The organism is Thioalkalivibrio sp. ALJ15 (genome assembly GCF_000383695.1).
Lineage (GTDB): Bacteria > Pseudomonadota > Gammaproteobacteria > Ectothiorhodospirales > Ectothiorhodospiraceae > Thioalkalivibrio.
This window is the reverse complement of the sequence record NZ_KB912059.1, coordinates 55,716-81,796: the sequence shown is the minus strand read 5'-3', so window position 1 is coordinate 81,796 and position 26,081 is coordinate 55,716. Positions and strand designations below refer to the sequence as shown.

At 62.1% G+C, this 26,081-nt stretch carries 19 protein-coding genes; 6 read left to right on the top strand and 13 right to left on the bottom strand.

All coding sequences use genetic code 11. From position 1 onward, the window contains the following. Nucleotides 1-587: 587 nt before the first annotated feature. From G015_RS13695 to G015_RS0109665, 4 genes are read right to left on the bottom strand one after another with little or no spacing between them, the layout of a single operon-like run. A complete protein-coding gene (locus tag G015_RS13695) occupies nucleotides 588-2,195 on the bottom strand; it encodes a DUF262 domain-containing protein (RefSeq protein ID WP_255349409.1) in 1,608 nt (535 codons plus the stop codon). Then, a complete protein-coding gene (locus G015_RS14435) occupies nucleotides 2,185-2,430 on the bottom strand; it encodes a DUF262 domain-containing protein (RefSeq protein WP_255349408.1) in 246 nt (81 codons plus the stop codon). Before G015_RS14435 ends, G015_RS13695 begins: the two co-directional genes overlap by 11 nt. A gap of 46 nt (nucleotides 2,431-2,476) precedes the next feature. Beyond that, the gene (locus tag G015_RS0109670) at nucleotides 2,477-3,784 is read right to left on the bottom strand and encodes a restriction endonuclease subunit S (RefSeq protein ID WP_020146606.1); all 1,308 of its coding nucleotides are present in this window, start codon (nucleotides 3,782-3,784) and stop codon (nucleotides 2,477-2,479) included. Further along, nucleotides 3,777-6,197: a class I SAM-dependent DNA methyltransferase gene (locus G015_RS0109665; RefSeq protein ID WP_020146605.1), complete on the bottom strand. Its 2,421-nt coding sequence runs from the start codon at nucleotides 6,195-6,197 to the stop codon at nucleotides 3,777-3,779. Before G015_RS0109665 ends, G015_RS0109670 begins: the two co-directional genes overlap by 8 nt. Before the next feature lie 574 nt (nucleotides 6,198-6,771). Here G015_RS0109665 and G015_RS0109660 point away from each other — a divergent pair. Together G015_RS0109660 and G015_RS0109655 are read left to right on the top strand one after the other, a co-directional pair. Beyond that, on the top strand, nucleotides 6,772-7,764 hold the full coding sequence (locus G015_RS0109660) for a hypothetical protein (protein WP_020146604.1): 993 nt from the start codon (nucleotides 6,772-6,774) through the stop codon (nucleotides 7,762-7,764). Further along, nucleotides 7,764-8,513 carry a DUF3320 domain-containing protein gene (locus G015_RS0109655; RefSeq protein ID WP_020146603.1) on the top strand — a complete coding sequence of 250 codons (750 nt, stop codon included), beginning with the start codon at nucleotides 7,764-7,766 and terminating at the stop codon, nucleotides 8,511-8,513. Before G015_RS0109660 ends, G015_RS0109655 begins: the two co-directional genes overlap by 1 nt. Before the next feature lie 51 nt (nucleotides 8,514-8,564). On the opposite strand, the gene G015_RS0109650 is transcribed toward G015_RS0109655, so the two are convergent. The 5 genes from G015_RS0109650 to G015_RS0109630 all read right to left on the bottom strand — a co-directional run bounded on the left by G015_RS0109650 (nucleotide 8,565) and on the right by G015_RS0109630 (nucleotide 10,960). Beyond that, on the bottom strand, nucleotides 8,565-8,897 hold the full coding sequence (locus tag G015_RS0109650; RefSeq protein ID WP_020146602.1) for an MbcA/ParS/Xre antitoxin family protein: 333 nt from the start codon (nucleotides 8,895-8,897) through the stop codon (nucleotides 8,565-8,567). A gap of 93 nt (nucleotides 8,898-8,990) precedes the next feature. Continuing rightward, nucleotides 8,991-9,200 carry an MbcA/ParS/Xre antitoxin family protein gene (locus tag G015_RS0109645; protein ID WP_020146601.1) on the bottom strand — a complete coding sequence of 70 codons (210 nt, stop codon included), beginning with the start codon at nucleotides 9,198-9,200 and terminating at the stop codon, nucleotides 8,991-8,993. 146 nt (nucleotides 9,201-9,346) lie between these two features. Beyond that, nucleotides 9,347-9,556: an MbcA/ParS/Xre antitoxin family protein gene (locus G015_RS0109640; protein WP_020146600.1), complete on the bottom strand. Its 210-nt coding sequence runs from the start codon at nucleotides 9,554-9,556 to the stop codon at nucleotides 9,347-9,349. A gap of 72 nt (nucleotides 9,557-9,628) precedes the next feature. Then, nucleotides 9,629-10,279 (bottom strand): SOS response-associated peptidase, encoded by a 651-nt coding sequence (locus tag G015_RS0109635; RefSeq protein WP_020146599.1) that lies wholly within the window; start codon nucleotides 10,277-10,279, stop codon nucleotides 9,629-9,631. A gap of 444 nt (nucleotides 10,280-10,723) precedes the next feature. Then, nucleotides 10,724-10,960 (bottom strand): type II toxin-antitoxin system Phd/YefM family antitoxin, encoded by a 237-nt coding sequence (locus tag G015_RS0109630; RefSeq protein ID WP_028490916.1) that lies wholly within the window; start codon nucleotides 10,958-10,960, stop codon nucleotides 10,724-10,726. 314 nt (nucleotides 10,961-11,274) lie between these two features. Between G015_RS0109630 and G015_RS14365 the strand changes: the two genes are divergently transcribed. The 3 genes from G015_RS14365 to G015_RS14245 all read left to right on the top strand — a co-directional run bounded on the left by G015_RS14365 (nucleotide 11,275) and on the right by G015_RS14245 (nucleotide 17,343). Then, nucleotides 11,275-11,430 (top strand): integrase core domain-containing protein, encoded by a 156-nt coding sequence (locus G015_RS14365; protein WP_018875080.1) that lies wholly within the window; start codon nucleotides 11,275-11,277, stop codon nucleotides 11,428-11,430. Between the two features lie 466 nt (nucleotides 11,431-11,896). After that, complete coding sequence (locus G015_RS14360) at nucleotides 11,897-16,654, top strand: hypothetical protein (RefSeq protein WP_028490915.1); 4,758 nt, start codon at nucleotides 11,897-11,899, stop codon at nucleotides 16,652-16,654. A gap of 17 nt (nucleotides 16,655-16,671) precedes the next feature. Next, nucleotides 16,672-17,343, top strand: coding sequence for a hypothetical protein (locus G015_RS14245; protein ID WP_155996919.1), 672 nt, complete (start codon nucleotides 16,672-16,674; stop codon nucleotides 17,341-17,343). A 126-nt stretch (nucleotides 17,344-17,469) separates the two neighbouring features. Here the strand turns inward: G015_RS14245 and G015_RS0109615 are convergent, their stop codons facing one another. Both G015_RS0109615 and yjjJ read right to left on the bottom strand, forming a co-directional pair. Beyond that, nucleotides 17,470-18,582: a Fic family protein gene (locus tag G015_RS0109615; protein ID WP_020146596.1), complete on the bottom strand. Its 1,113-nt coding sequence runs from the start codon at nucleotides 18,580-18,582 to the stop codon at nucleotides 17,470-17,472. 171 nt (nucleotides 18,583-18,753) lie between these two features. Then, on the bottom strand, nucleotides 18,754-20,148 hold the full coding sequence (yjjJ, locus tag G015_RS13685; protein WP_083925128.1) for a type II toxin-antitoxin system HipA family toxin YjjJ: 1,395 nt from the start codon (nucleotides 20,146-20,148) through the stop codon (nucleotides 18,754-18,756). Nucleotides 20,149-20,369: 221 nt separating this feature from the next. Here yjjJ and G015_RS0109590 point away from each other — a divergent pair, with 221 nt between their 5' ends. Beyond that, on the top strand, nucleotides 20,370-21,131 hold the full coding sequence (locus G015_RS0109590) for a SprT-like domain-containing protein (RefSeq protein WP_018873949.1): 762 nt from the start codon (nucleotides 20,370-20,372) through the stop codon (nucleotides 21,129-21,131). Nucleotides 21,132-21,147: 16 nt separating this feature from the next. On the opposite strand, the gene G015_RS0109585 is transcribed toward G015_RS0109590, so the two are convergent. Both G015_RS0109585 and G015_RS0109580 read right to left on the bottom strand, forming a co-directional pair. Then, nucleotides 21,148-24,420, bottom strand: a complete 3,273-nt coding sequence (locus G015_RS0109585; RefSeq protein ID WP_020146594.1) for a helicase-related protein — start codon at nucleotides 24,418-24,420, stop codon at nucleotides 21,148-21,150. Between the two features lie 670 nt (nucleotides 24,421-25,090). Further along, nucleotides 25,091-26,038 carry a LysR family transcriptional regulator gene (locus G015_RS0109580; RefSeq protein ID WP_081622244.1) on the bottom strand — a complete coding sequence of 316 codons (948 nt, stop codon included), beginning with the start codon at nucleotides 26,036-26,038 and terminating at the stop codon, nucleotides 25,091-25,093. Nucleotides 26,039-26,081: the final 43 nt, after the last annotated feature.

Below are 26,081 nucleotides of genomic sequence, written 5' to 3'. Positions count from 1 at the left end.
GGGATTTAAGGGTTCCGGCTTGCGCTCATAACGGAAGTTTAGTTGCTGATGCAAGGTGCGCTAATTATATGTCTGCGAACAGTGGGCTAGACGCGGGCTGTTATATTGATGAGATACGGAATCTCCGTAGTACGTGGTTCTCCGTCCTGCGCGCCTCGTGCCAGCGTGGGTCACTCGTGCAGCATAACGCCTGCCTAGGTCAGGGAGAAACACGGAGGTGGACCCGAAGGGACCGGTGAGCGTTTCGAAAGGGACCCTAGCCTCTGGGAACGAGAGCGAGAAGTTCCGGGCTATCAAAGGGTTAAGTCGATGGCCGGGCATTGCTACTTGCTTCGGGCGGGGCAACCTTGTGCAGCGTTTCCCGGTCGTCGTCGGGGAGGGATCGTGAGGTTGAAAACATTGCTCCTTTGCTGACCGGCGAGCAGGCAAAAGTCCTCGCCTGTGTCCCGGCACCTCCGGCAGCGGTCGGTTCGATGAGGATTCGGGATACCGTCGGGAAGCCAGAAAGGGGCGTCTGGCGGGATTCGACGCGCGCCCTCGATACGCTGCATGTCACCATTGCACCTGAGTTTGGGCCGGCGACGGCGTCAGGACGATTCCGCGGGAAGGGCGTCTCGGTGCGTTTCGAGGCCTTCGTCGGAGCCGGCCAGAACCTTCTTGCCCATCGCCTTTTCGATGATCTCCAGCAGCCGGCGCTTGCGCTGCTGGTAGAAGGCGTCGAAGTCGTCCGCGCGCAGGGCCTCCACCGGGATGCGGTGGCCTTCGAGGATGGCGTCCATCTCGGCGTTGCCGAGCTGGACCTGTTCGTGGTTTTGCAGGCGGTGCAGATACTCCGAGGGCGCGTCGCCGCCGATCATGCGGTTGGCCTTGTACGAGATCGGGGTCTTGTTGACGATCGAGTCGTACACCCGGGGCGGGATGTCCCGGGCGTCGCACCAGGCGCGAGGGAAGATGTGGTGGATATCCAGCTCGACGCCCTGCTGGTCGAAGGCCTGGATATCCCCCTTCCAGAAGAAGTCCCTGGCCCCTTCGCGCAGGATCAGCACGTTGATGCCCTTGTAGGCCGCACTCAGGCGGGTACGCAGGGTATCGAGGCGCGCCGGGTCGAACGAGGCATCCACCACGGTGCGGGGCAGCGCGTCGTCGTCCTCGAACCAGTGCATCAGCTCGTCCAGGTCCAGGGCGATGCGGGTCTCCACGGCACCGCCGTAGAGTTCGCCCAGCACGCCGCTCCAGAACCAGCGGGAGAGCTTGTTGTGGATGCGCGGCTCGCGCCAGCGGTTCCCCAGCAGGGTCATGACTGCGGCCAGCGGCACGAGCTGCGTGGCGTAGGGCAGCTCGCGCCGGCTGTAGAAGCACTCGCCCTTGAGGAAGTACGCCGCCTCCACGAAGCCCTGCTCCACCGCGTCGGCCCAGCGCTGGTAGGCCTCCAGTGGCAGGTCCAGCACCGAGGCGCGCTTCGCGCTCACCGGCCGCACCTGCTTGCCCTGCTTTCCGGCGGCGATGTCCTCCTGCTTGCGCTCGCGCGTGTGCAGCAGGGTGACCGCCTGCAGCAGGTCCGTGTTCTCCACGTCGGCCAGCAGTTCGTGCTGCGCCAGGCGCGCCTGCCGCGAGGGAACGTCGCGAATGTCGGAGCCGTACCAGTCGTCGCGCAGGTTGTAGCCCTCGGCGGCGTAGCTGGCGGTGATCAGCTCGAACACCGAAAGCTGCACCCCGCCGGTGTTCACCTTCTCGAACACCAGGCAGACCGCTTCCTTGGAGGTCTCCTTCTTCAGCTCGATCACCGGGAGCTGGTAGGCGGAGAACGCCGTGAGGATCTTCTTCTGGAACTCCAGGTACTCGCCCATGGCGTCCTGGTTATAGCGGAACAGATCCTGCAGCCAGCCGGAGTCGTCAAGAATCCGGTCACAGGGGAAGCACAGCCGCTCGCATTCCAGCTGCCGCGTGGACAGATCGATTTCCACGTCGCGCCCGAAGTTGGTGCGCGTCTGGCGGTTCTCGTCCACCGCGAACACCGCGTCTTCCAGCCGATCCTCCCCTTCCAGCGCCATCCGCACATCAAAGTAGTAATGGCGCTTGATCGGCTTGCCCTTGGAGGTCCGGGTATCCACCGGGGTCTCCAGCCCCACCGCCTGGGTCAGGCTGGTCAACCGCTGCTGACCGTCCAGGATCAACTGGTCGGGTTCAGCCCCCACCCTTCTTCGGATCGATCCCTTCCACCGGGCGCGTCTGGAACTGCACCTCGCCGCCGGTCTCCATCAGCATCACCGCGCCCACCGGGAAGGAGCGAGCGATGCTGACCAGCAGGCTCTGCACGTGGTCCTCATCCCACACCCAGCCGCGCTGGAAGTCGGGGAGCTGGATCTTGCCGGTGGTGATGTCCTTGAGCAGCTCGGGCAGCGAGCGCTTAGTGCTGTCGAAGGTGCTCATGGCGGTTCCCTGTGCACTTTGGTGCCGATGTTGTGGTGACTCCGGGCTATGCCGGCGTGGCGGCCTCGGCCTGGTCGAGAAGCGGAGTGACGCGGACGCGGCCGGTGAGGAGGTCGTCCATGAGACCCGCCTTATGAGCAGCAAGTTTAGATAGGTGCGATTTCTCGTGCTCAATTCTGTCAGCCATCACCTGCAGCTTATCCACGATCACACCCTGCTCCTCAATCGAGGGTAGCGGAACCTCGAATGCTTTCAGCTGTGTAGAGTTGATCGAGGCCAGATTGGTACTTTGTTTTGATGATTTTACGAAATAACGCTTCCCCGAAAATGATGCAGAAAAAGAAGCCAGAAAATAGGGGTCGAGCACGCGGCCATCAGTTCGCACGCGGAATACGTGATTCTGATGAACACAAAGCTCTATTTCGCCTCGCCACAGAGTCCCACGACCCAGCTTGTCAAAATCTCCGCCTTCATTCATGAGCACATCACCGGGATGAAGGCGATATTTCTCAATGTGATCGGGGTTGACCCTGATGAGCTTGACTTCGGAAAGGTCGAGATATCCGTCCTGCACGTTTGCCACACGAAGGTAAGGCACGAGCGGCCACGCGCTATTCCCGGACTTACTACCAAGCGTGACGCCGCTGACAATTTCCGAAACATTCCCAAGAGGCGCAACACTCCACTCTCTCGGAATCCGCCCCAACGGCGACTCCTTGTAGAGCTCCGGTGCCTGCTCAGGGCTGGGGCGGAGCTGGCCGTTCTCGTCGATGCCGCGGGTCAGCAGGTCGTGGAGCAGGCCCTCCTTGACCTTCTCCAGTTTGGCGATCAGCGCCTCGGTCTTCTGGATCTGGGTGTCGAGGGTGTCGAGGATGCGGGCGATGAGCCTCCTTTCTGGCCACGACGGCAGTTCTATTCTCTGCCGAAAAAGTTCTTTAGGGCTGAATCTCTTGTGACTATTGGTCGATCCAATAGCGAGGCGATCAAGGCTATCCGAGAAACTTTTATTCGAGAACAGGTGATTCCAGAAGCTAAGGGGCTCCTCAGATTTCGGTTCAAGGCAGACAAACTCTGTTGAGGCGCAGTGCCGCTCTTCATCCGGGACTTGTTTAACAATAGATACCCGAGGCTTTCTCGGATTTAACTTTGAAACCAATACGCAAGGCTTCGCCACCTTAGTCTTATTGCTTTCTATGGATGATCCCTTTTCGACCACCGGGCCTCCAAACTGATCCCAGGCGGGCAAGCTATGGTGGTAAAACTCGGTGTTGGGAGACGAATTCGGCACGACGCCATCAGTGTTGATGGTGAAAAGCTCTTCCAAACCGATCACGGGCCAAGATTGGTCAGACATACCCCAACCCCTCCAGATACTGCTCCAGCTCCCAGGCAGCAGCATCGCGCTCGGTTTCGATATCGGCCAGCGTCACCCGGTACTTGTCCCACCAGGTCTCGAAGGCGGCGATCACCTGCTGGCGCTGCTGGTGGATGTGGCGTTCGAGGATGCCCTTGAGTTCGTTGTGCAGGATGGTCCCGACCAGCTCGGCGGCGGCGGGCTCGTCGAGGGCATCCACGGCGGTGTCCAAGTGCGTCTCGAAGCTGGCCACCTTGGCCTTGTGCTGCTTCTTCACCTGGGTGCGTTCGCTCTTCCACGCCTTGATCTCGGCCGGGGTCGGGGCATCGTCGTCCTCGCTGGTGGCTTCGCCCTCGCCTTCGTCGTCGCCATCGGGTTTGGCCTCGGCGGCCTTGATGCGGGCGTCCAGCTCGGCCTTGCGGGCGGCCAGCTCTTCGAGTTCGGCCACGTAGTCCTGTAGCAGGAAGTGCACCAGGCGGTGGTCCAGCGGGTTGGCCTTGTTCTGGTCGTCCTCGAGCTGGCTGATGATGGTGGTGCGCCAGGCGTCCACCACGCCGCGGCAGCCACGGGTCTGCAGGGTGCGGAACTCGTTCTTGTTGTCGAACCAGAAGCCGGCAATGATCCCGCGCACCGCAAAGCGGTCGAGCATGCCGGTGGGCTCCAGTGCGGCGGAGAAGCTGCCCAGCAGCTCGTCGCGCAGCCGGGTCAGGCGGCCGCCGTTGCCGGAAAGCGCGGTGATGCTGGCGCCGTGCTCCGCCCACCAGGCCTCGAAGGCGGCCAGCACGCGGGCCTCGCGTTCCTGCAGGCCGGTGTCGGCCTCGATGGCCGGCTTGAGGTCGCGCTTCTCGCTCAGGTGCTCGGGGAAGTCCACGTAGTCGGGATCGTCCGCCCGGGGCGTGAACAGGTGCATCGGGTCGAGGCCCTGTGCGTCGAACAGCGGGCGCCGGGCCTCGATCTCCTTCACCGGCACGCCACCCTTGAGGTGGGCGCGCACGTCCTGGGGCTCGGGCGGTGGGGTGTTGTCGGCGTAGCGGCGGATGTTCAGGTTGTAGTCGTTCTCGCGCAGCTCCTCCAGCGGCACCACGCGGGCAAAGCCGGGCACGTCCTCGAAGGAATCCCAGGTGCTGACGATCTTCTCAATGTGCTCGGGCAGCAGGTGGTTCTGGGCGCGGCCCTCGTAGTATTCGCGGTCGGCGTTGATGAACAGCACGCGGCCCCGGCGCTCCTCGGGCTTGGCGCCCTTGGCGCGCAGCACGAGTATGCTGGCCGGGATGCCGGTGCCGTAGAACAGGTTGGGCGCCAGGCCGATTACCGCCTCCACCAGGTCGTCTTCCAGCAGGCCGGCGCGGATGCGCTTCTCGTCGCCGCCGCGGAACAGCACGCCATGGGGCATGACGGTGGCCAGGCGGCCGTTGGCGTTCAGGCTGGCGACCATGTGCTGCAGGAACATCAGGTCGGCCTTCTTAGCGCCCTCGGGCACGCTGCCGTAGGCGAAGCGCTCGGGGAAATGCTCGGTCGAGGTGTAGCCGATGGAGAACGGTGGATTGGTGAGGATGCGATCGAAGCGCTTGAGCTCGCCGCCCTCGACGAGCTGCGGGTCGGTGAGGGTGTCCTCGTTGCGCAGGTCGGCACTGCTGATGCCGTGCAGCAGCATGTTCATCTTTGCGATGGCCCAGACGGAGCCGGAGGCCTCCTGCCCGAACAGGTTGAGCCTGCGCGGATTACCGCCCTGCTCTTCCAGGTACTCCTTGGACATCACCAGCATCCCGCCCGACCCCATGCACGGGTCGTACACGCTTTGGCACTCCTGCGGATCCATCAGCCGCACCATCATGCGCACCACCGGGCGCGGGGTGTAGAACTCGCCGCCCTTCTTGCCGGCGGAGTCGGCGAAGTCGCGGATCAGGTACTCGTAGGCGGCCCCCAGCAGATCGGGGAACTCGAAGTCCTCGTTGCGCAGGCGGTACTCGCTGAAGTGGACGATCAGGTCGCGCAACTTTTTGTCCGGCAGCGTGGTGGAGCCCACCTTGCGGGTGAAGTCGATGTGCTCCAGCACCCCGGCCAGGCTGGGGTTGTGCTCCTCCAGTCCGGCCAGGGCCTTGTTCAGCTCGTTGCCCACGCCCTGGTGGGCCTCGTTCAGCAGGTACTCCCAGCGCGCCTTGGGCGGCACGTAGAAGTCCGACTTGTACCAGCTCGGCATCTCGACGAGCTTCGCGATCTCTTCCTCACTCTTGCCGCTCGCGCGCAGGTTGTCACGCACCTCGTCCCTCCGCTGCTCGAACACGTCCGAGCAGCGCTTCAGGAACAGCATGCCGAAGATGTACTCCTTGAACTCCGAGGCGTCCATGCGCCCCCGTAGGATGTCCGCCGCCGCGAACAGGTGGCGCTCAAGCTGGTTCAGAGTCAGGATCATGGAGGGAATCGGTCCTTCGATCGGGTCAGGTACGGAGCAGTTTGGGCATTCGCTGCGACGACAGCCGTCGCGCGCGCCGTGCCTCATGCTAACGAGCCCGGACCCAGCCCGCCACGACGAAGCTCCACAGCCGGTTAGCGGCAAAGTCGCAGCCCCACTCCTTGCGGAACATCCTTGAATCTTCAATTCATAAGGGACGAGGGATGCCATCATGGCCGCACCGATCGATCTGTACCTGGACCCATTGCCGGACATGGGAGAACTCGGCCCACGCAATCTTCGTATCACGCACGCTCCCTGCCACGTTCGCATGCGGTTCTATACCCACCCTGTCACTGGAACCCAACAACTTGTCTGCCCCAAATGTGGTCGCTACATCGACCTATCGCACGCAATGCTGGACAGCATAGAACACGCGGCGATACTGGAGCTTCCCAGCTTGGTTCGCGGCTATCTCCCTGGACAGGGCCCTGAAGTTATTCGGATCCTGTGCAACTGAAACCGACGACTCTGCGGAAACCCTGGGGGCTCCCTCGCGAGCGCTGGCACTCGGCGCGGGTGATACGCTCGATTCATGGCATTGCTGAAGGTTGGCGAAAAGGACCGCGACGGTCGCCAGAAGCGCATCGAACACACCGGGCGCTATCTGCGCGCCAGTCGCACGGGTGGCCTTGCCCTGCGGGCGCAGACCCGTGCCGCCGGCATCAACCTGACGGGCAACACCAACCGAGGGGTGCGCGTTTCCACCCGTCTGGCCAAAAATACGCAGGTGGCCTTCCAGAACGGTCGCTTCATACTGCGCGGGCGGTACGGCTCGGATGCCGCGAAGTTCAACCTGTCCAAAACCGGCGTCACCGTCTCCACCAAAACCCCCATCGGCTCGTTCAACTGGATCCGGCCCGGGCGTTCGTCGGCAAAGATCGCGGGCGTGCAGCTTCGCGGGCACAACGCAGCGGCCATTCAGGGGATCTTCGCGCTCGTCGCCAGTGTTTTCTGGCTGGTCCGGGGCATTCTTCGCCTGTTCACCGGGATCATCGGCGGGATGGTCCGGTTGGCCGGCGCCGCCCGGGCCCGACGCGAACTCGCACAAGAGGAAGCCGCACGCCCGACGTTTGAACGGGAAGCTGTCGAGGCGCTTGGCGAACAGATCCTTGCTGAGCATGGCGACGACCCTTCCACCTGGGCGGCACGAGATCAGCTCGCCGCCGTGGCCTTTGCTTTTCTGGTGATGGGTCGCGGTGCGGCGAACGCCCCGCCAACAACGGCCGCCGAAGGCTCCACATCCGCTGCCGAAACCGCCCTGCTCGAAGATCTCCAGACCGCCGGTGAGCGCTGGAAGACCTGGCTGGGCCCGCTGCCACCAGAAGATATCGAACCGGCCATGGGCATCCTGGTGGTTCTGGCCCGGCATCTGGCCAGCGCCGAGTCTCCCGAGTGGCGAGGCGAGACGCTGCTGGCACTGGATGATGCCTGCCTGCGCGATGGCCCCAAGACCCTACTGCAGGAAGCGATGATCGACCTCACCGCCGAGGCCATGGGCGTAGAGCTGATCCTGGAGGGCGAGTGATGAGCGCGGCACGCCCCGGCACGCTCGATGCGCTGATCCAAGTGCATCAACACCTGATCCGGAACCCTGGATCCACCGAGACCTGTGCCGCGTGGCGAGCCTACTGCCGCGAGCACGGCTGCGAATGGGTAACGACCTGGGATTCGCAGCCCTACCGGAAAACGAACCCAGACGACCTCTCGCTGCCCGGGCATGGCCGGTTCGACGACATCCCACAGGAGGCGCTGGACGAGGCGGTGCTGCAGATTGTCGATACCGAAGGACCAATCCACCTGTTCATCCTGACCCGACGGTTGCTGGACGCGGCGGGCTTTTCAAGGGCGGGTTCCCGAATCCAGGCGCGCATCCACGAGGCTCGGGCCCGGCTGGGAGCGCAGGGTTTGATCCGTCTGGATGGTGAATTCTCCGGGCGCCCGGAACAGTTCGCGGTGCCCTGCCTGCGGGACTGGAGCAACCTGCCGGATGCGTTGCGCCAGCTCGACCACGTCCACGACTCGGAACTGATGCTGTCGCTGGTTCGTACTGTGACCGAGACCGGCACGCTCGAACGGGACACCGCCATGAACGATGCCCTGCACCGGATGGGCTTCATCCGGCTGACGGACAATGCCCGGGACCGGCTCCAGGCACCACTGGAACGCGCGCTGGAAATGGCTCTGGTTGTAAACCGAAACGGGGATCTCGAAGCCGGGCCAAAGGCCTTTCACCGGCCTCGGTCTCCTGCGGACCCGATAACGTCCCTGGGGTAATCCCAGGGTCCCAAGAGCCGCAGCAGCAACCGGGCCATTCCCGCACAGCCGCTACGCGACGGCCCGGCCCAAATAGCCCCTGATGCGCAACAGGCCCTGCAATCCCTCACGACTGACGACTTCGACCGGGGTGCAGCCACCGAACGCACGGTTGTGCGTCTTCATCCAGCGATAGGCCCTGTCCCGCTCATGTGGAAACAACAGGCGCAGGTCCTTGTGGATCCCCAGGATGTGGCCCGCACGATCCAGAGCATCGCGCTCATCCGGCAGTGGCTCTCCTCCGCGATAGTCCGAAAGCGCGTCCAAGTCGCCCGGCGCATGGCCCAGCATCGCGAGGGCTTCGTCCGTTTCAAGGCCCCAGTGATCGAACGCCTGCATCACCATTCGCGCCAGGGCGCTTCGGTCATGGGCCGATACCTCTGAGTATGCTGAATCCGTCATGCAGCCTCCGACTCCTTCTGCAGCCCATCTCGCCTGTTACGAAAACACCCCGTGCTCGATCCGGTGGAGAACCGTTTCGACCCTCTCCGCACCCTCATCCGAGTCCAGCAGATCGATTGGCGCCGACTCAAGAACCCGATTCCTCGCCCGCATCCAACGTTCCGCTTTTTCCGGATCCTCAAAGATCACAGCTGCCTTCTCCCGAATACGGGCGACACGTGCCTCAAACTCGCTTTTCTCTGCCACAGCTCCGTTCCTATGCTCGTGCTGACTCGGGTTTCCTTGAAGGTAGCACCAACCAGTAGGCATACGCTCCCAATGATCCGCCCATCGGAGCCACCTGGCGCCTCCGCCGCGGCTTGGCTCCGATGCCTCCACGTGCACCTTCTCCTTTACGAATACACGCCATGCTCGATCCGGCCCAGGATGGCCTCGACCCTGTCGGCGCCCTCCTCCGTCTCCAGAAGATTGATCGGTGCATCGCCGAGCACAAGGTTCTCTGTGCACATCCAGTCATCGACGATTTCCTGGGTGTCGAAAACCGATGCGGCTTTCTCGCGGATCCGGGTGCTGCGCGCTTCAACTTCGCTCTGCTTGGCCATCGCTACCACCTGCCTGAGTGCCCGTTCCGGGCTTATTCACCAAGGTAGCACTACCCCACGGCCTGAAGCCCTTCAGGCGATCGCTTCGATCAATCCGGGGTCGTCTTCGGTTGGGCGGTTCACGCGCGTTGAAACGGAGTGATAGACCAAGGCATCCCGGTTCAGACGGACGGTCCCGGCTCGGATCGCCTCACGCTCCGTCCGTTCGGGATCGAGCCAGTCCCAGCGACACTCGGCATCCAGTACCAGCGGCATGCGGTCGTGAATGTGCGCCAGACGCTCGGATGCGGGTTCGGTGATGATCGCGCAGCAGGCGCCGCCCTCGGCGGTGGGCTCCCAAATGCCCGCCATCATCAGGATGTCCTGCGGCGCGTCCGCGGCCAGGGTGATGTAGTACGGCTGCTTGCCATCATCGGTCTTGCGCCACTCGTACCAACCATCGGCCAGCACAATGCATCGGCGGTGGGCAAATGCAGACCTGAAGTACGGACTGCTGGCGACCTTTTCGGCCCGGGCGTTGATCGGGCGAGGACTGTCCTCCACCCGCTTCGGCCGAAAGCCCCAGAACATCGCCAGGAAGGCAGCGGGTGTTTCGTCGCCGGAGCGGAATGCTTCGAGGTCCGTGCCGGGTGCAACGTTGTACCGAGGCGCGTCAAGGGTCTCGTCGACCGGCACCTGGAAGTACCGCATGCCGAGTTCACTCGTCGCGCTGTAGCGAGTCATACGTCCGCACATACCGTCGCTTCCTATCGAAAGGGCATGCCCTTTGGCATCGCCTCTATGCACCCGACCGTGTTCCTTAATGCCGCTATTCGTTCAAATTGACCGGCACTAGGAACAGTTTTCCGTGAAGCGGAGAACATTCACTTAGGGCATTTGATCTCGTACGCAAGCGTAACCCTCACCGGCCGAGGGACTTCGCGGCTTTGGGCATCCCAAGCGTTTCCTTGACTAGACTCGCCCTTGACGGCAAGCCGTGTCCCCACCTCGCTCGCCTCAAGCATGACCGCGTGGAGGCAGCCCCATTGTCATTACTACATCAGGATGTTTGATGCCCGCCTCAACTACGAGTGCGGCTAACGCTGCCCGAGGAAGAGCGGCTCGACGACATCGTTTGGGGGGCACTGCGGCAAAACGGCAGGACAGCACTGGTGTCCGCGACGAACGTCAGTAGCGTTCGGAATCCCGCGCTGTACGAACCGGAACAACGGCGGCTTCACGCATGGCCGGCAAGCCCTGTCGCAAGTCGGCACGGGAACGAAATCTCGGGGGATCCCCGGCAGGTTGAACCACGCGAGCGACGGGCCGACCTCGACGCAGAATGCATACCTCCTCGCCCCGCTCCACTTCTTTCAGGATGCTGGACAGCTGTTCTCGCGCGTCGCGGACGTCAATCTCTTTCATGTGGCCCCAGACCCTAGGTGTTAGGTAACGGATGATTCTATATCGCACAAGCAGGTTCCCCTGTTTCGTGCCCGGGAGTAGCTGAATACCGTGTACGGTGGCCCCACGCAGGACGAATAGCATGGCGAGTACGATCCATTCGAACGCGTGCACCACACCCCAGATCCAGCGAGCGCTGCAGAAGCGCGGCCGAGCGTGAACGATCCCGAACTGGCCCGGCGCTACGGGATTACCCGCATAACCGAGCGTAAGCGGCGCTACCGCCGGGACGTGGAAGCCGGTCCCATTGCCCGAAGCGACTGCATACCACTCTGATGATCCGGCCCAAACGGCCCCAGACCAACGGTATGGCCGAACGCTCCAACGGGCGCATCGCCGACCTGCTGCGCACCCGCCACTTCGACTCCGGTCTGCACCTGGACGACGCCCTGCGGCACTACCAGAGGCTGTACAACCATCACATCGGGTAGAAGGCGCTTGGGCCTCGGACACCGGTGGAAACCCTCAAGGCCTGGCAGCATGAACGGCCCGGTTTATTTCCAATAACGTGTATATGACCACGCGAGACCTGACACTTACTCCTCCCCAACAGCAAATTGCACTCCGAAAATGCCGAGGGGATGATCGAAGCACCGAGGCATGAACCGATGGTCGTTCCGCTTGCGCACGAAGCGCTCCAGCCTTCGAAATCTCGTTCCACTCCCGCGCCTAAAACGACCTGTGACATCCAAGTCCCGATCCGCTAACGTCCGTCAGTGAGCAATGCATGGAATCCCGAAGGCTCGATATCATCGTGCCCCAAGCCATCCCGTAACAGAGAGGACGCATGGACGCGCCTTTTCCTAGCAGCGACTTTAGGCCACCAACTCATCAAGCCTATCTTGGGGCGTACCTACCCGGCACAGGAGGCGATCACACCATCCCGGGAGGATCCCGTTGATTTCGTCTCCAGACCCGTGGGCTCAGTACCGAGCCATCGAATCGCCCCCCGAGCACATCGACGGCAGGGCCCAGTTGGCCGGGTATGTACTCTTCCCAATCCCAGCCACCGCCACCGGCCAAGTCGCTCACGGGGCGATTGTCGCTCGTACCATCGAGCGCATACTCCAGCAATACGGGCATCGTTTCACGGTCGAACACACGCACCTATTGACCTGTTTGTGCGATGAAATTCGTCAACTCCATGAGCACTACGTCGCTCATGATCCGCACCGGCCCTACTACGGTCTGGGTACATCGGGGAACATATTCTCTGCTCTCCATGATCACGACGCTCAACATCGCGACGTGGATGCCCTGAGATGCTGGCTCCTATCAGCGCTCTACACCTATGGTGCATCACCGGAACAGCGCGGCGTCCCGCAGTTCATCAAGCGTCTGGCAGCACACATATCCGCTACCAAGGAATCTACATCCACTACTCGCCAGCTCCACGCTGCACTCGCAGCACACGGTGCGATTCCGCGAGCCGATGCCAACATCTTGGCCGATACGTTGAGTTTCCAAAAGAATCCTGCCCGAACCCTTGCCTTGCAGTCCCTGGAGGCCATCCCGTCAAGAACTCCCATCGAGCCACAGGCCCTTCGTTCGATCGAAGCCGTGCAGACGCCGGACCATGCCCGACAGGATCAACCCAACGACTTGGCGCATCCTGCTGAACGGCTGGAAGACAACATACTGCAGGAGTTGCCCGCCCCCGACAGTCGTCTGCGATTTGGTGCGCACTTGATACCCGACACAGACGCCAGCCTCTCCGCCGAGGAGGCTAGGCTGCTCTACCACGCCCTCACCCAAGGGCTCAAACGTCGATTGCATACCCGCGAAGGGGTCATCGACTTCGTTCTCGCCCTGATACTGACCACCTCGCGCTGTGCGTCAACGGTCATCGGCGCACTGAAAGCATTCCACGCAGACCCTCTGGACGGAACACCCGCCCCCGGCACCACCCTTAAACTCACGGACACGTACTGGGAATCCCTAAGAGATAGTGAAGTTGTCTACCCGACCGTCGAAAGCGTTGTCGAGTGGCAGGCAGACCACTACCCCAATCTCCGGCTTCCATATCCCAGCGACATATCTCGGTTGTTTTCGCTATTTTTGAAGTCGGACTACGACCTCGACAAAATTAGCAAACCTGCTCTCGAATCCCGAATTCGGGAACACTCCTCAACCGTCGCAAGAATTAGCCAAGTCCGAATCCGGAGAACGCTCCCTGTGCTTCTCTATCAAGCCTGCGGCCACCCACGAATCAGCCAACTGGTTGCAGGGACGAATGGTTTTATTTCCGCGGCACCACTTAGCTACTATGCCCCTTTGCATGAGACTATCATCAAACAGTACGCGGCCGCCCTGGACTTTGCAGATATACCGGTGCACACAAACGTAAACTATGCTGCGTTCCGCACCGGAGCTCCCCGTGCGGCCATCAATATCGAGTTTCTCCGCGATCGATTGCATCAGACGCAAGAACGCGTCCAGGCAAGCCGTCCAAAACGCCGTACTCTCGCGAGCGCTATTACGTGGCTTACTGAACTGATGCGCCATACAGCTCTGATGTTCGCAGCCGCCACAGCCCATCGAATGGGGTTCGGCTTATCCCAATTCCGGATCAGCCATATCGTGGCATTTTCCGGTCAATCACCCGGGATTGCCTATGTCGCAGACAAGCGCATTAAGGGTGATGACCGAATCGCAGTGCTCCCTCGACCTGTTCTCCACCAGATCGACCACTTGGTCTCATTGCTCGAATGGATTCGGGACGAACTTCGGATTTTCCCGACGGAACGGGAAAAGAAGGCCGTGCACTTCATCGACCAGTCCCTAAAAGGTGAGGCTCCCCTGTTTTTTACGCTCGAACCCAGCGACCTTAGTCCGCAGATTCTGGGCTCAAAGGATCTTGAGAAGCACGTACAGATCCCTATTGAAATCGGACGACTTCGCCACCTATTCGCGACCCGGATGGAGGAGCTTGACGCGCCGCCCTGTGACATACAACAGCACATGGGACACCGCCACCTCGGTGAACCCTATGATGTAATCGACCCCGACGCACCTTACTCGTTCGCGGTGCGATTCGCGCCGTTCATCGAACGCTACTTGACAGACCTTCGGCTCGAGGTCGTGTCGACCAGCCACAAATTGGAGGAAACCCGATCGACGTGTGACAACCTTACGGTCAGGGCGTTCTTTCAGACGTCGAACCTTGGTCGATCAGGGACCGCATCGCCCGGCCCCAAAGCCGATGACGATGACGATGACGATGAGAATAATTTCCCCATCTCGAACATCCAGCCAGACCACTTACGTGCATACCGGATCACACGGGCGCTTGAAATGGTGCTCATTGGACTGCTCGAAAGCAGCGATCCGGAACAGTTGGAGTCGCCCCAGGCCCAACAAGCTGCGGTCTTGCTCTGCGTTATTTGGGGGCTCACCACGGACCCCGAAATGCTCAGCCGATTGCTTGATGAGGGCCATTTACGGCGAGTACCAGGGGCGCCGCACGTCGCAGCTCTGATGCTTCCCCGTCTCGATGCAATCCAGGGGGTCCAGCTGCTTTCCGCGAAGCAGGCAACCGTATTTCGACTCGCCCAGACCGGAGACCACAGGCACTTAGCGAGTGATACCGGTCTCAAGGCCCTCCTCAGCCACGCGCCCGCTCGTGAAATACTCGGGCGAGGGGTCCGCCTAAAACAGATATGCTGGACCGCGAGCATGGCGCGCAGACTTACGGCTCCCGGAAATCGTGCCGCTTGGGAACGCGGAGCTCTGAAGGTGACCGGCCCACGAAGCGACCGACTCCTCGCCATGATCACGGGCCTACGAGTCACCCCTCCGGTCGAACCAGATCTGCCAACCGCCGGGCGCACGCCCTCCCGGGTCCGGACGGGCGCGGGTCCATTCGATGACTTCGTCTCCATGCGCATAGCCATCCGTCGATGGCGCGACGACCAAGTACCCCACCGCGTCCAAGCCGTGATCAAAGCCGCGGACCAACTGACCTCAATATCGCCCGCCGGCTCCATTCCGCTGCTCCTGGCCCGGGCAATCCGTCATCACATGACGACCGCCAAGCGTGCTCGAAAAATTCGCGCCTCTACCACCTATCAGTATGTCACCCAACTCAGTAACGCCGTCGAACTCGCGTTTGTTAGCGACCCGAGTGAAGATCCCCGGGACTCTACCGAGCTGATCCTCACTCACGTCTGCAGCGACCTGCGGAAGATGAAACCGGTCGCTTGGGTCCTGCGCCATAACCGCGATCACCCAGAGGACATCCCACGCGAAGTCCAGGCACTCCTGGCGGACGCTGGGGAGCTTGGGATAACCAATGCTCGCGCCGGCGATCCCATCACAGGGCCGGAGTCGGAGTGGATACTCGAGTTTCTAACTCCCGCGCCCTCACTGCAGTTGCCGGAGCGAATGAATCCCGCTCCACGGGTCATCCACTATGCAGCAACGCTACAGGCTACGTATATGCTCCGCACCGGCGAGCTAACAACTCTAACCACTGACGCCCATCTCATCACTCCCCATCGGTCTTGCTTATGGGTCCATCCACGTCGCCATCAAAAACTCAAATCCGTCGCATCGAAACGCCTTGTTACAAACTCTTTAGACATCGAAAAACGACGGGAAATGGACGATTTGTATACCCGCATGACAGGGCCAGAAGCGAAACCCAGCGCTGCACGCGATTTGCTCCCAATCCCTCAGAATCGCACGCCGCTAGACTGGCAACGGCACTACCATTCGACGTTCTCACACGTCGGAGCTCAGCTGTTCGAATCTGATGGACCGCCACCCTTTCGCTGCCACAGCTATCGACATTCGTATGCGACCCACGCCGGATACGCGATCCTACCTTCACATTTTCCGGGGCTAGAGCTACATCTACCGCGCGACTCCTCTCCCACGGCTACCGTCTCTCGACTATCACTGCGCGCACAATATCGATACATCTCGCGGCAGTTGGGTCACGGGCATCCTTGCACAACCCTCGAACACTACGATCACTCCATCCCTCTGATGACAGATGTATCACATGGCTGGTCCGAGCCCAGCAACCGATTACTCGCAGCGTTGGGAGGGAGAAGCCCCGGGGCTTTATCGCAGGCCATGTTGCGCAAGACGCGCGCCAAGCAGCCTGAACATGCTGCAGTCATTGACGCACTCCTCCTAGATTCCCTCAATTCCGACTGGACCGTCCGTGACTTTCCGCTAGTGGCAGGCTATGAACTTCAGGCCGCCAACGACTATTACCCACCTTCGCCCATGGGCAATAGCGCCAGGCACCGCCTGATGCAATTTCTTTACACAGCCATCAGCCTACGGGAGGGCCGCTCGGATGTCGAAATCGCCAGCGCTCAGGACAGGACGGTCGGTCAAGTCTCGGCGGACCGGTCCACCCTACATTCGATCGATCAAACCCTGCGCCTCAATGTGCTTAGCGGTAGCGTTCCTGAAAGGCGGAAAAGCCGCACAGAATCCCTCACTACGCTTTTTCCGGACCTATGCCAATTGCCACGAGACAAGCTCGCCTCGCTGAGCTTGGAACTCATGACTTCAAAGCCGGACGCTGACCATATCGTTAGACGATTCCTTCCACAGACTTCAGTGATCCCAAAAATTGGACAAGTCCGCCGCAATCTTCTTATCCTAGCGACACAGTCGTATCTCACCACCACCCCATAATCCGGAGGAAGAAGTACATGGATGTACGAGAAAACCGAAATTCGATCGAGGTAAGGATTGAAGCAATCGAACGTCGAACTGCCCACTCCCTTGCCGTGCAATTTCTGCATGATATTCAGCCTATGCGCCTGAGTGCCGACGAAGAGCCACAGGAGACATTAATCAGGCGAGATGATGTGCACGTGACCCTCATATTCGTGTTCCGGGATCGCGCTCATATAGAGCCTTTTCGGAATGCGCTATCCGCGCAAGTCGGAATGCTGCGGAATAAGCTTGCATCGGCGAGCGCACGCGACAAGAAACAGCTCCGAAGATCGATAGAGAAAATGACTGTCGATGGTCTGCCCGCGAACGATAATTACGTCCTAGAGCGACCATTCATACCGAAGCCCGAGGGAGAACCCGCCACTCTAAAGGTTGAGGAACCGAAAGTACGATTCAAGATCACTGCTAATCTTTTCCCCAGGCGAGCACTCCCCCTCCCAAATACTCGCAGGATCGACACAGAAGTAAAAGGATGGGCGGCAGAACTACCTCTCGGCTTTACACACGGTGGAGGAAAAAAGCTGGATTGGCTACAGCCGAGAGATGAGGTGCAGGTGCTAGAGGCTCTTTTGGCGGCGCTTGAGCTGCGTCTGCAGGAACTTAGGCGTGATCTCGCAACAGCTGGTTTTGAAGACGACGGATAACCATGTAGGGATCGGCGATTACGTCATTCTTGCGGGAGACGGGTGGACCTTCATCAAAATGGTTTACCGCGATGCCGTGGTTGAGAGCGGACAGCATTGCTTAACAGCTCGGCGCCCTGATCGGGGTCATGCAAGCGTTTCTGGCAAAGAGTAACTCGTGCTGCGTCCACTGCCCGGGTTCTTCTTCAACGCGCCCCGGCCCACCAGGTCCGCAATATCCCGCTGTGCCGTGTCCTGCGAACACTTGGCCATCCGGGCCCAACGCGAAGAGGTCATCCCGCCTTCGAACCCATCCAGCAAGCGATTGAGTACCTTGATCTGTCGGGCATTGAGCGGCTCGGTGGCGAACCGCTCCCAGAATTGTGCCTTGAACAGCACGTGCTCGAGTGCATCCTGAGCGCTGTCCAGCGAACGCTGCAGGCAGCCCAGGAACCATTCCAGCCACAGGGTGATATCCAGGTCTTCCTGTTTCTGGGTCCGCTCCAGGATCGCGTAATAATCGCTGCGTTCCCGAAGGATCTGCCCGGACATGCTGTAGAAACGTTCCGCCGAACCATCCGCTCGTGCCAGCGCCATATCGGCGATCGCCCGCGCGATACGCCCGTTTCCATCCTCGAACGGGTGAATCGTCACGAACCAGAGGTGAGCCAGCCCCGCCACCAATAGCGGATCCAGCGGTCCAGGTGTCTTGAACCAGGAGAGGAAAGCGTTGACCTCCCCCGGGATTCGTTCGGCCGGTGGCGCGGAGAAGTGCACCGTCTCCCGGCCAACGGGACCCGACACCACATCCATCGGCCCTTCTTCGTCATCCCGCCAGCGCGCGACCGGAATCCGCGTCATTCCGCTACGCCCCGTCGGAAACAGCGCCGCGTGCCAGTCGAACAGCCGATCCACTGTCAGTTCACGGTCAAAGGCCTTCGTGGCATCCAGCATCAGTTCGACCATGCCGTCGACATCCCGCCCTGAAGCGACCAGTCCCCCGGCCTTCAGCCCGAGGCGACGTGCCAGGGAAGAGCGCACCTGATCGAGGGGGAGCCGTTCGCCCTCGATCGCGCCGGAATCCACGATATCCTCCGACAGCATCCGAAGCGACGCTTCCTCGCGCAGCGCGAAACCCAACCCCTGCATCCGCCCGAGCAGCCGACCCTGCTCGCGCGCGGCCGCGGCCAGCATCGGCGCGATATGTTCCGCGTCCCACTGCCAGTGGGGCCAACCGGTCAACTCCCAGATATATAGCACGCCAATCTCCGCATAATATGCGGAGATTATGCGGATCTTTCTCCGCATTTCCAAGCGTATGCGGAGTGCGGCGGATGCCGAGCGCATCTGACGCTGTAGGTCTTCTTGGACGGCCAGAGTAATTGTCGTTAGATAGATGCCCGCGTCCAATGGGCACCGCACGGCGAGTGATCAGGGCACAACGAGTGCCATGCGCCTTTGCAGCTCGAGGGCGTTTTCGGATGCAATCCTGCGAAACGTGGAACGGATGCGGGTGTCATCCGACACGGTTTGCCAGTACCCGATCGCGGCGTGACAAGTGGCGACCCACGCACCATGTTCACGGGGCAATGGCAGGGCGGGCTCGAACGTCACGCGCGGCAACTCGCCACCCGGGAGCGGCGCGTAGGCCATCGGGAGCATGTCGTAGACCGGGCACAGGACAAGCCGACCGCCCTCCGGTCGAAAGGCGAGATTGCCCAGGTGCATGTCGTTATTGGCAATCAGTCTTCCGAACCAGGTGATGTGACGGATGGCTGCAACCGCCTCCGGCGCCAGCAGACGCTTGTCGGCGAGTCCCTGGGCGAGGGCGTCCCATGCCAAAGGCGCATGGCCAAGCAAGGCCGCGTTCACGGTCTCCAGCGTCACCACCGGGCTGCGGCCGAACAGTCCGTTACGATCGAAGCGCTCGATCTCCAGGAACGTGCGACCCTGTTGCTGGAGGATTCGGCTGGGCGGACTCTGCACGCCGGGGAGCGCCGCGACCGCCTCCAGAGCCAGATGCTCCGCCACCAGCAGATCGGACCAGCGCTGCACGGTCGCGGACTCGTCCGCACCCGAAAACTTCACGATGACGTGCGGACTATGACTGCCCTGCAGGTCCCGAAGGGCGGTGAACTTCGGGAACTCACCCGCAGCACTGGAGCCCGCAAGACCCAGCGAGATGGCCTCCTCCGCCGCCTTCACATACATCCCTTCGATTTCATCCGCCCCGAGAATCGGAGGGGGATCCAGGCGGGCCTTCTGCCAGCCCTTGAATGCGACATCACCAACGACCAGGTTGCCCGGGAGATCGGACCCCACACGACTCAGAACCCAGAGGATATCGTCGTCACTCCAGGCATCTGGATTGGGTGACACCCCGAGCGTGTCTTGCAAGCGATGCGCCAGCTGGCGCCCGAGGTAGCCCTGGGGGCGCATATCGTACAAAGGGTATGGCAGACCGGCCCACCATCCTTCGGGGGTCTCGTCGTCATCTTCCAAAGGCCAATCCGAGCCACCGAAGTCGGCATGGCAGCCCTGTGGCTGGATGGGCGAGAGCTCCGTGAGCTCGTGCGGCTGGCCGGCTTCATCAATCACACGGATGGGAGTGGGCGCGAAGTCGCCTCGCAGCGCTCTGCGCAGAGCGTAGCGAGTACGCCGGGCCCGCCCGGCCGCAAGCACGGGCTCGGGCGTCTCCTGCAGCAGTCGGTGAAGGGTGGGGACCGACAGCCCCAGCTCGCGGGCAAGATCGGCTGCACGCACCGGGGCGAGTCTGGCAAGCGCCAAGCCGAGCTGCTGATGCGCTGCCTCTCGCTTGCTCCTCATCCGAACCTTCCAATTGAAATGATTATTGAGAAGATACTACATCATTAAAGGTCTGATATATAACCCTTCGATTTCTCTCCCAAGCATTTGGTGAAACGATTCTATGGACGAACCCGATCCTGGACGGGACAGGTCTCGGCTCGCCCAGTTTGTGACCGGATTTGTGACAAAAACGGGGCGATACAATCTCGGGACTCAAGACTCGATCCCGGAAACGCACCATGACCGACTCCCCCACCCTGTCGATGTACTCCGCCCTGCAGCGGGCCTTCGATCATTTCAACGAACGGCTGTTCGACAACGAATTGCCGCCCTGCCTAATCACGCTGCGCAGCTCCCGTCGGCAGCGAGGCTACCACCACGCCGAGCGCTTCATCTCCGGCGACGGCACGATCATCCACGAGCTGGGTGTTCATCCGGGGTACTTCACCCTGAATCCGCTGGAGGTCGCGCTGTCCACGCTGGTGCATGAGATGGTGCATCACTGGCAGGAGTGCTTCGGCCGCCCGAGCCGTTCGAACCACCACAATCGGGAGTGGGCCGGCAAGATGGAAGCAATCGGTCTGGTGCCGAGCGATACCGGCCTGCCGGATGGCAAACAGACCGGGCGTCGGGTCACGCACTACATCCAGCCCAACGGTCCGTTCACCCGAGCCTGCTCGGACCTGCTGGCCACCGGGTTCGAACTACCCTGGTTCGACCGGCATGCCCCCACCGATCCCGAATCGGTTGCCCAGGTGCAGGAGGCCCTGGCCGAACAGGGTCTGGCCGTCGCCAGCGCCCCCGCACCGGCCGAGACGATCGCGATACCCGACGATACCGAAAAACCAGCGGTGTTCGCGCCGCCCGCGCCACGCCCGGATCCCCGTGTGCGCATGAACTGCCCGACCTGCGAGGCGCGGGTCTGGGCCCGACCGGAAACCGAGGTTATCTGTGGGTCGTGCATGGAGCCGATGAGCCATCTCTCCGACGAAGCAGGCTGACCCGGCCGGCGCCTGATCAGCGAACAGGCATGCCGAGAATGGCCGCGACTACCCGCTCCTCCGCGGAACTGTGAAGCGGGAGGGTGGCAAACGCCTCCAGCACCTCGGGTCCCAGTTCGGCTTCCGCCTCAATGAGCTCCTTGCGCAGATCCCGCAGGCGGAGAAAACCCCGGCGCTGCTGGGTCAGGCGGCGATACCAGTAGGGACGGATGAGCTCCAGCCAGCGATTGGCGAGTGCCTCCCAATCCGGCTCGCCGCCCGTCAACGTCTCCGGCTTTTGCGCCAGCAGATTGCGCAGATCGAGGTAGGCGTCGAGTCGTGTCTGCTCCCTCTGGCGAGCCGCCTCCTCGCAAAAGCCCTTGAGGACCTCGGCCATCTCCTGCAGGGCACGTTGCTTGCGCAGCGGCAACTGCGCCCGCTCGGCCTCCGGGAGGCGCTCGGAAAAGTGCGCCAGCCATCTCGCGGCCGGCTCGTCGATTTCACCATTGGGTGGATCGGGCGCCAGTCGCTCGCGAAGCGCGGCGGCCACTTTGTCCAGTGAAGTCGCGGCTTCGGCATCCGGGCCGGAGAAGAAGAACCAGCGCGGTGCGCGGTCCGCACTGCCGGCCAGGCAGAAGAAGGCCCATACCGTGTCGCTGGCCACCACGCTGACCCGCGAAAGGACCCGCACGGAGCGCTGACGGTAATACTCGTAGATTTCGGATTCGACCAGCGCACCCGCGCCTTCCACCAGTCCGCGCACTGCGGCAAAGGCATCATGCGGTTCGGCTTCCTCGATGGAGCGAGCGGTACGCTCGTATTCGCGGATCAGGGTGTCAGCGTCAACGCTATCCCGTGACCGCTGTTCCAGGTCTTCCGGCAACGGGAGATTGGTCCCAAGAAGTTCCGTCACCGCATCGGCCCGGTCCAGGAAGCGAGCATCGGCACTGAGAGCGAACTCCTCGGCATCCCGAGGCCACCAGACCTCGACCTCGGCATGGGGACTGTCGAGGCGATCGACGCGCCCAGTTCGCTGTTCGGCCACGCGTATCACCGAGGGCATGTCGAGATGGACCAGCGCCGAGGCCGCCTGCAGGTTCACCCCCTCGGACAGACTATCCGAACACAGCGCCACGCCGGCCTGCTCGTCGTCACCCGGCCGAAATGCACGGAGCACCGCCTGGCGGCTTCGCTCGTCGCTGCCCGTGGCCTGCCAGATCTCGACGCCCGGCAGCCGCTCTTCGAGCTGGGCGCTCAGGGCCGCGATGGTAATCAGACGGCTGTCGAAAGCCAGCACCCGTTCGTGGCGCGCCGCCAGTCTGGCCAGATGGGCGACCTTGGCGTGCTCCCGCGCCGGACTCATGGCGCGCACCTCGTCCAAGACCTGCGAGAGGATCCGGTGATCGTGCGCGTGGGCTGATGCCCAGGCGTCCGCATCGGTAAGCCAAGCAGGCAAGGGCACGCCCAGCCGGTTCTCGGGCACACGCCCGGGTTGCTTGAGCTTGCCCAGGACATCTCCTGTATCGGCGGACTTGGCGTAATGCTCCAACCCGAACTCGGCCCGAGCCACCGTCGTTCCGCACAGGTGCTCGACCAATGCCGCACGCGAAGACCGCAGGGCCGCCATGACCCGGTAGCGGACCAGCTTGTGCGCCCCGAGCAGCAGGTTGTCACGATACTGATCCTCGGTGAGCCCCTGCTGCCGTTGTACGGCGCTCAGCTCCAGGACCACCGGAATCTGGACCACGCCAAAGAGCTGATCGAGAAGCCCCCGGATCCGACTGGCGCGTTCACGGTCGGTAGCCGGTTCCCCCAGGGAATAGCTGTACGAGCGGTGCTCCGGATACCGGCAGGGCCGCCCCGAGTGATCCCGATAGACCTCGGGCTCGCGATCAATCAGCGCATTGAACATGCGCTTGGTACGGCGAATGGTGAATGTACGGATCTCGTCCCGCAGCCGGGCGGCCTCATCGTCGCCCAGTCCGTGCCAGCGACCGGGACGATTGACCCTTTCCAGGGCTTTCAGCGTGCTCGGCTGCAGGTTGTCGGCGCCGAGGAGATCCGCGATCCGGACCAGGTCATCGACATTCCGGTTGATCGGCGTAGCGGTAAACAGCAGCACGTCATCGGCAAGATGGTTGGTAAACAGCCGCCGTGTCCGGCGCGAGCGGCGATTGTGGAAGTTGTGGCACTCGTCCACGGCCAGCAGGCGCGCCCGCCTCAGGGCATCATCCAGCTGCCATGCCTTGCGGCTGCCGTGACTGAGCAGGCCAACCGAAAAGACATCCAGCGCGGTGTCGGCCCGGGAGGCCTCCCGCTCCCACTCCTCCACGACCGTCGATGGTGCAATCATGACCGAGCGGGGCATCCCGCCCGCCCCCTGGATCCGCGCCTGCTGCGCCCGCAGGAGATGCGCACCCATGCGCGTCTTGCCGGAACCCGTCGCATCCGCAATCAGCACCGCACCCTGACGATCCAGCAGATACAGCGCCTGTGCGATCCCCTGACGCTGGGCCGGCCACAGCGCACGGAAGGCCTCGCGGTCGACCTGCTGCAGAAAACCCTTCGCCCAGTCACCCTCCAGCAGCTCCCCGCAGGCGCGGGCTAGCGCATCACGCCACCCGACGACATGCAGCAGACGCTCGAGCAGCGCCAGAAGCGCATCGGTGTAGTCATGCCCAAGCGACCAGAACTGCTCGGCCAGCGCCGCCGCCTCGCGGTAACGCCTCGGTTCACCCGTTGCAGTGAACCGCGCATTCGCCTCGTGCTGACGCTCCAGCCCATTCTTGCTGAAATTGCTCGAACCGAGCGTTACAGCCCCCTCCCCGAGATAGATCTTGGCGTGCAGCGGCCGCTGCGTGTCGGGCCAGTACCGCGCCTCGACGGCGCCCTCCCGGAGCCGCTCCCGAAAATGAATCAGCCGGGCTGACAGGCGCAGGGAGATCCCTCGATCCAGCCAGTACTGCTCGACCTCTTCGGGAAAACTCGACGCCTTAAGACTGCGGTGACCACCCTCCCCTGCACTCGGCTCGTTACCAAAAAGAACGCGAAGCGGCCGAACCTCCCCCAGATCCGCCTCCAGACGGATGAGCTCTTCCAGTGCCCCGTAGCCCGCCACCACCAATGGCGAATCCGCAGACACCAGGTCCGCAATCACCCGCTCGCGCACCGTCCGCCCGTCGACATTGAGCGGGAAACGATCCGGCGGTGGCCAAAGGACCTCCACATCCACCTCTCGCGACTGATCCGGGAAGTCGCTGAAGAGGTCAGCGGTGCTACTGGCAACGGGGAAGGGATCTTTTGCGCTCATGACCACCTCGGGGACAACTCCAAGACTAGCGCACGTGACACGCATCAGGCATGCGCTAGAAGGCCACTCAGACGCGCCAAGCCTGTGCCAGCTTCCGTGACAGTAAAAGCCCTTGCCCCCTCGTCTGTGACACTCCCATTCGCGACAAAAGCGGGGCGATACAATCCCGGAACTCAGCGCTCGATCCGAGAACACGCAATGACCGACTCCCCCACCCTGTCGATGTATTCCGTCCTGCAGCGGCCTTCGATCATTTCAACGAACAGCTGCCTGTCTGATCACGCTGCGCGGCCCCCGCCGGCAGCGGGGCTACTGTACACATCCCCGGATTAGATCCACGCCACAGACCCGCGCCGTGGCCCGAACAGTCTGGCCATGGTCGACCACCAAACGGATCCTCCGCTCTCGACCACGGGGGCCCATTAAGGCATTTTGATGAAGGTTCACGGGGCGTCCTCCTTGGAATCGCTCAGTCGGCAAACTCAGCATCCTTCGGAGTCGTCCCGTAGACCACCTATTGGGAGATCACATCTAGTTCCAGCCGCTAGCGGGCACTCGTACCCCCCCTGTCGGCTCCCCAGCAGGGGACTTATTTTTGGTGCCTCGCGGCCTCCCAGACCCGCTTATCCACCACGAACGTCCGCCACATCCGAAAATCGAGTTGACAGTTCTACGCCCGAGCCTCACGCAAAATGTCGCGCGCAGTCGCGATGAAGTCGAGATTGTGAGGACGCTCCCGGTCTGCACGGCGCATCGTGATGGCAAGGTTGCTCCACAGACCGTCGTGACCAAGCCGGACACGACGGGTCGCGACACGCTCACTCTCTCCCCCGTTGAGCCCCGCCTCCAGCTCGGGCAGGGCCCAATCCGGCAAAACCGCCACACCACGGCGGCTCGCTACCAGTTGCAGCAGCATCGCACTAACCTCGGTCGTCCGGCGCGGGACCGTCACCCCGGCCGGGTGCAGAAAGCGCCGATAGATATCCAGACGCTCCTCGCTGACCGGGTAGGTGATCAGCGTCTCCCCGCGCAGATCCTCAGGCAACACGCAGGGCCGCTCGGCCAACCGGTGGCCGGCCGGCACCACGAGCAGGTTCTCGTACTCCATCAGGTGTACCGACTCGAGTTCGGGATCATCCACAGGGTCGACCGCAACGGCGACATCCACGTCACCGTTGCGCAGGGCGTCCAGTGCCGTGAATCCATGGCTAAGGGTAAGATCCAGCTCCACCTCCGGCCAGTGCCGTCGAAAGGCACCTACCGCCGGCATCAGCCACTGAAAGCAGCTGTGGCACTCCAGCACCAGAAACAGTCGGCCACGTCCGCCGTCGCGGATCTGCACGACATCACGCTGCGCGGCGGTGACTTCGGGCAACACCCGATCAGCCGCCTGCAGTAGCCGTTCTCCGGCAGCCGATAACCGCACCGGACGCGTTCGGCGTTCGAAGAGGGTCACACCCAGTCGGTCTTCAAGCTGGCGCAACTGATGCGACAGTGCCGACTGAGTTACGCAAAGGCTATCAGCTGCGGCAGTCACACTCCCCAACCGCACGATCTCGCAAACCGCCCGCAGATGCCGGAGCTCGAGTACTCCCGACAGATCATGAGTGGCATTCATGGTGTCCGTGAAGAAATATCGTTTTACTCATGCATCAAGCATG

What these genes read in the sequence shown, in the direction of transcription:
- G015_RS0109635 (WP_020146599.1), bottom strand. Translation starts at nt 10,279, where the DNA reads ATGACTCGCTACAGCGCGACGAGTGAACTCGGCATGCGGTACTTCCAG.
- G015_RS0109580 (WP_081622244.1), bottom strand. Translation starts at nt 26,038, where the DNA reads ATGAATGCCACTCATGATCTGTCGGGAGTACTCGAGCTCCGGCATCTG.
- G015_RS14245 (WP_155996919.1), top strand. Translation starts at nt 16,672, where the DNA reads ATGGATGTACGAGAAAACCGAAATTCGATCGAGGTAAGGATTGAAGCA.
- G015_RS0109590 (WP_018873949.1), top strand. Translation starts at nt 20,370, where the DNA reads ATGACCGACTCCCCCACCCTGTCGATGTACTCCGCCCTGCAGCGGGCC.
- G015_RS0109650 (WP_020146602.1), bottom strand. Translation starts at nt 8,897, where the DNA reads ATGGTGATGCAGGCGTTCGATCACTGGGGCCTTGAAACGGACGAAGCC.
- G015_RS0109640 (WP_020146600.1), bottom strand. Translation starts at nt 9,556, where the DNA reads ATGGCCAAGCAGAGCGAAGTTGAAGCGCGCAGCACCCGGATCCGCGAG.
- G015_RS0109660 (WP_020146604.1), top strand. Translation starts at nt 6,772, where the DNA reads ATGGCATTGCTGAAGGTTGGCGAAAAGGACCGCGACGGTCGCCAGAAG.
- G015_RS0109655 (WP_020146603.1), top strand. Translation starts at nt 7,764, where the DNA reads ATGAGCGCGGCACGCCCCGGCACGCTCGATGCGCTGATCCAAGTGCAT.
- G015_RS0109585 (WP_020146594.1), bottom strand. Translation starts at nt 24,420, where the DNA reads ATGAGCGCAAAAGATCCCTTCCCCGTTGCCAGTAGCACCGCTGACCTC.
- G015_RS14365 (WP_018875080.1), top strand. Translation starts at nt 11,275, where the DNA reads ATGATCCGGCCCAAACGGCCCCAGACCAACGGTATGGCCGAACGCTCC.
- G015_RS0109630 (WP_028490916.1), bottom strand. Translation starts at nt 10,960, where the DNA reads ATGAAAGAGATTGACGTCCGCGACGCGCGAGAACAGCTGTCCAGCATC.
- G015_RS0109665 (WP_020146605.1), bottom strand. Translation starts at nt 6,197, where the DNA reads ATGATCCTGACTCTGAACCAGCTTGAGCGCCACCTGTTCGCGGCGGCG.
- G015_RS0109670 (WP_020146606.1), bottom strand. Translation starts at nt 3,784, where the DNA reads ATGTCTGACCAATCTTGGCCCGTGATCGGTTTGGAAGAGCTTTTCACC.
- G015_RS14435 (WP_255349408.1), bottom strand. Translation starts at nt 2,430, where the DNA reads ATGAGCACCTTCGACAGCACTAAGCGCTCGCTGCCCGAGCTGCTCAAG.
- yjjJ (WP_083925128.1), bottom strand. Translation starts at nt 20,148, where the DNA reads ATGAGGAGCAAGCGAGAGGCAGCGCATCAGCAGCTCGGCTTGGCGCTT.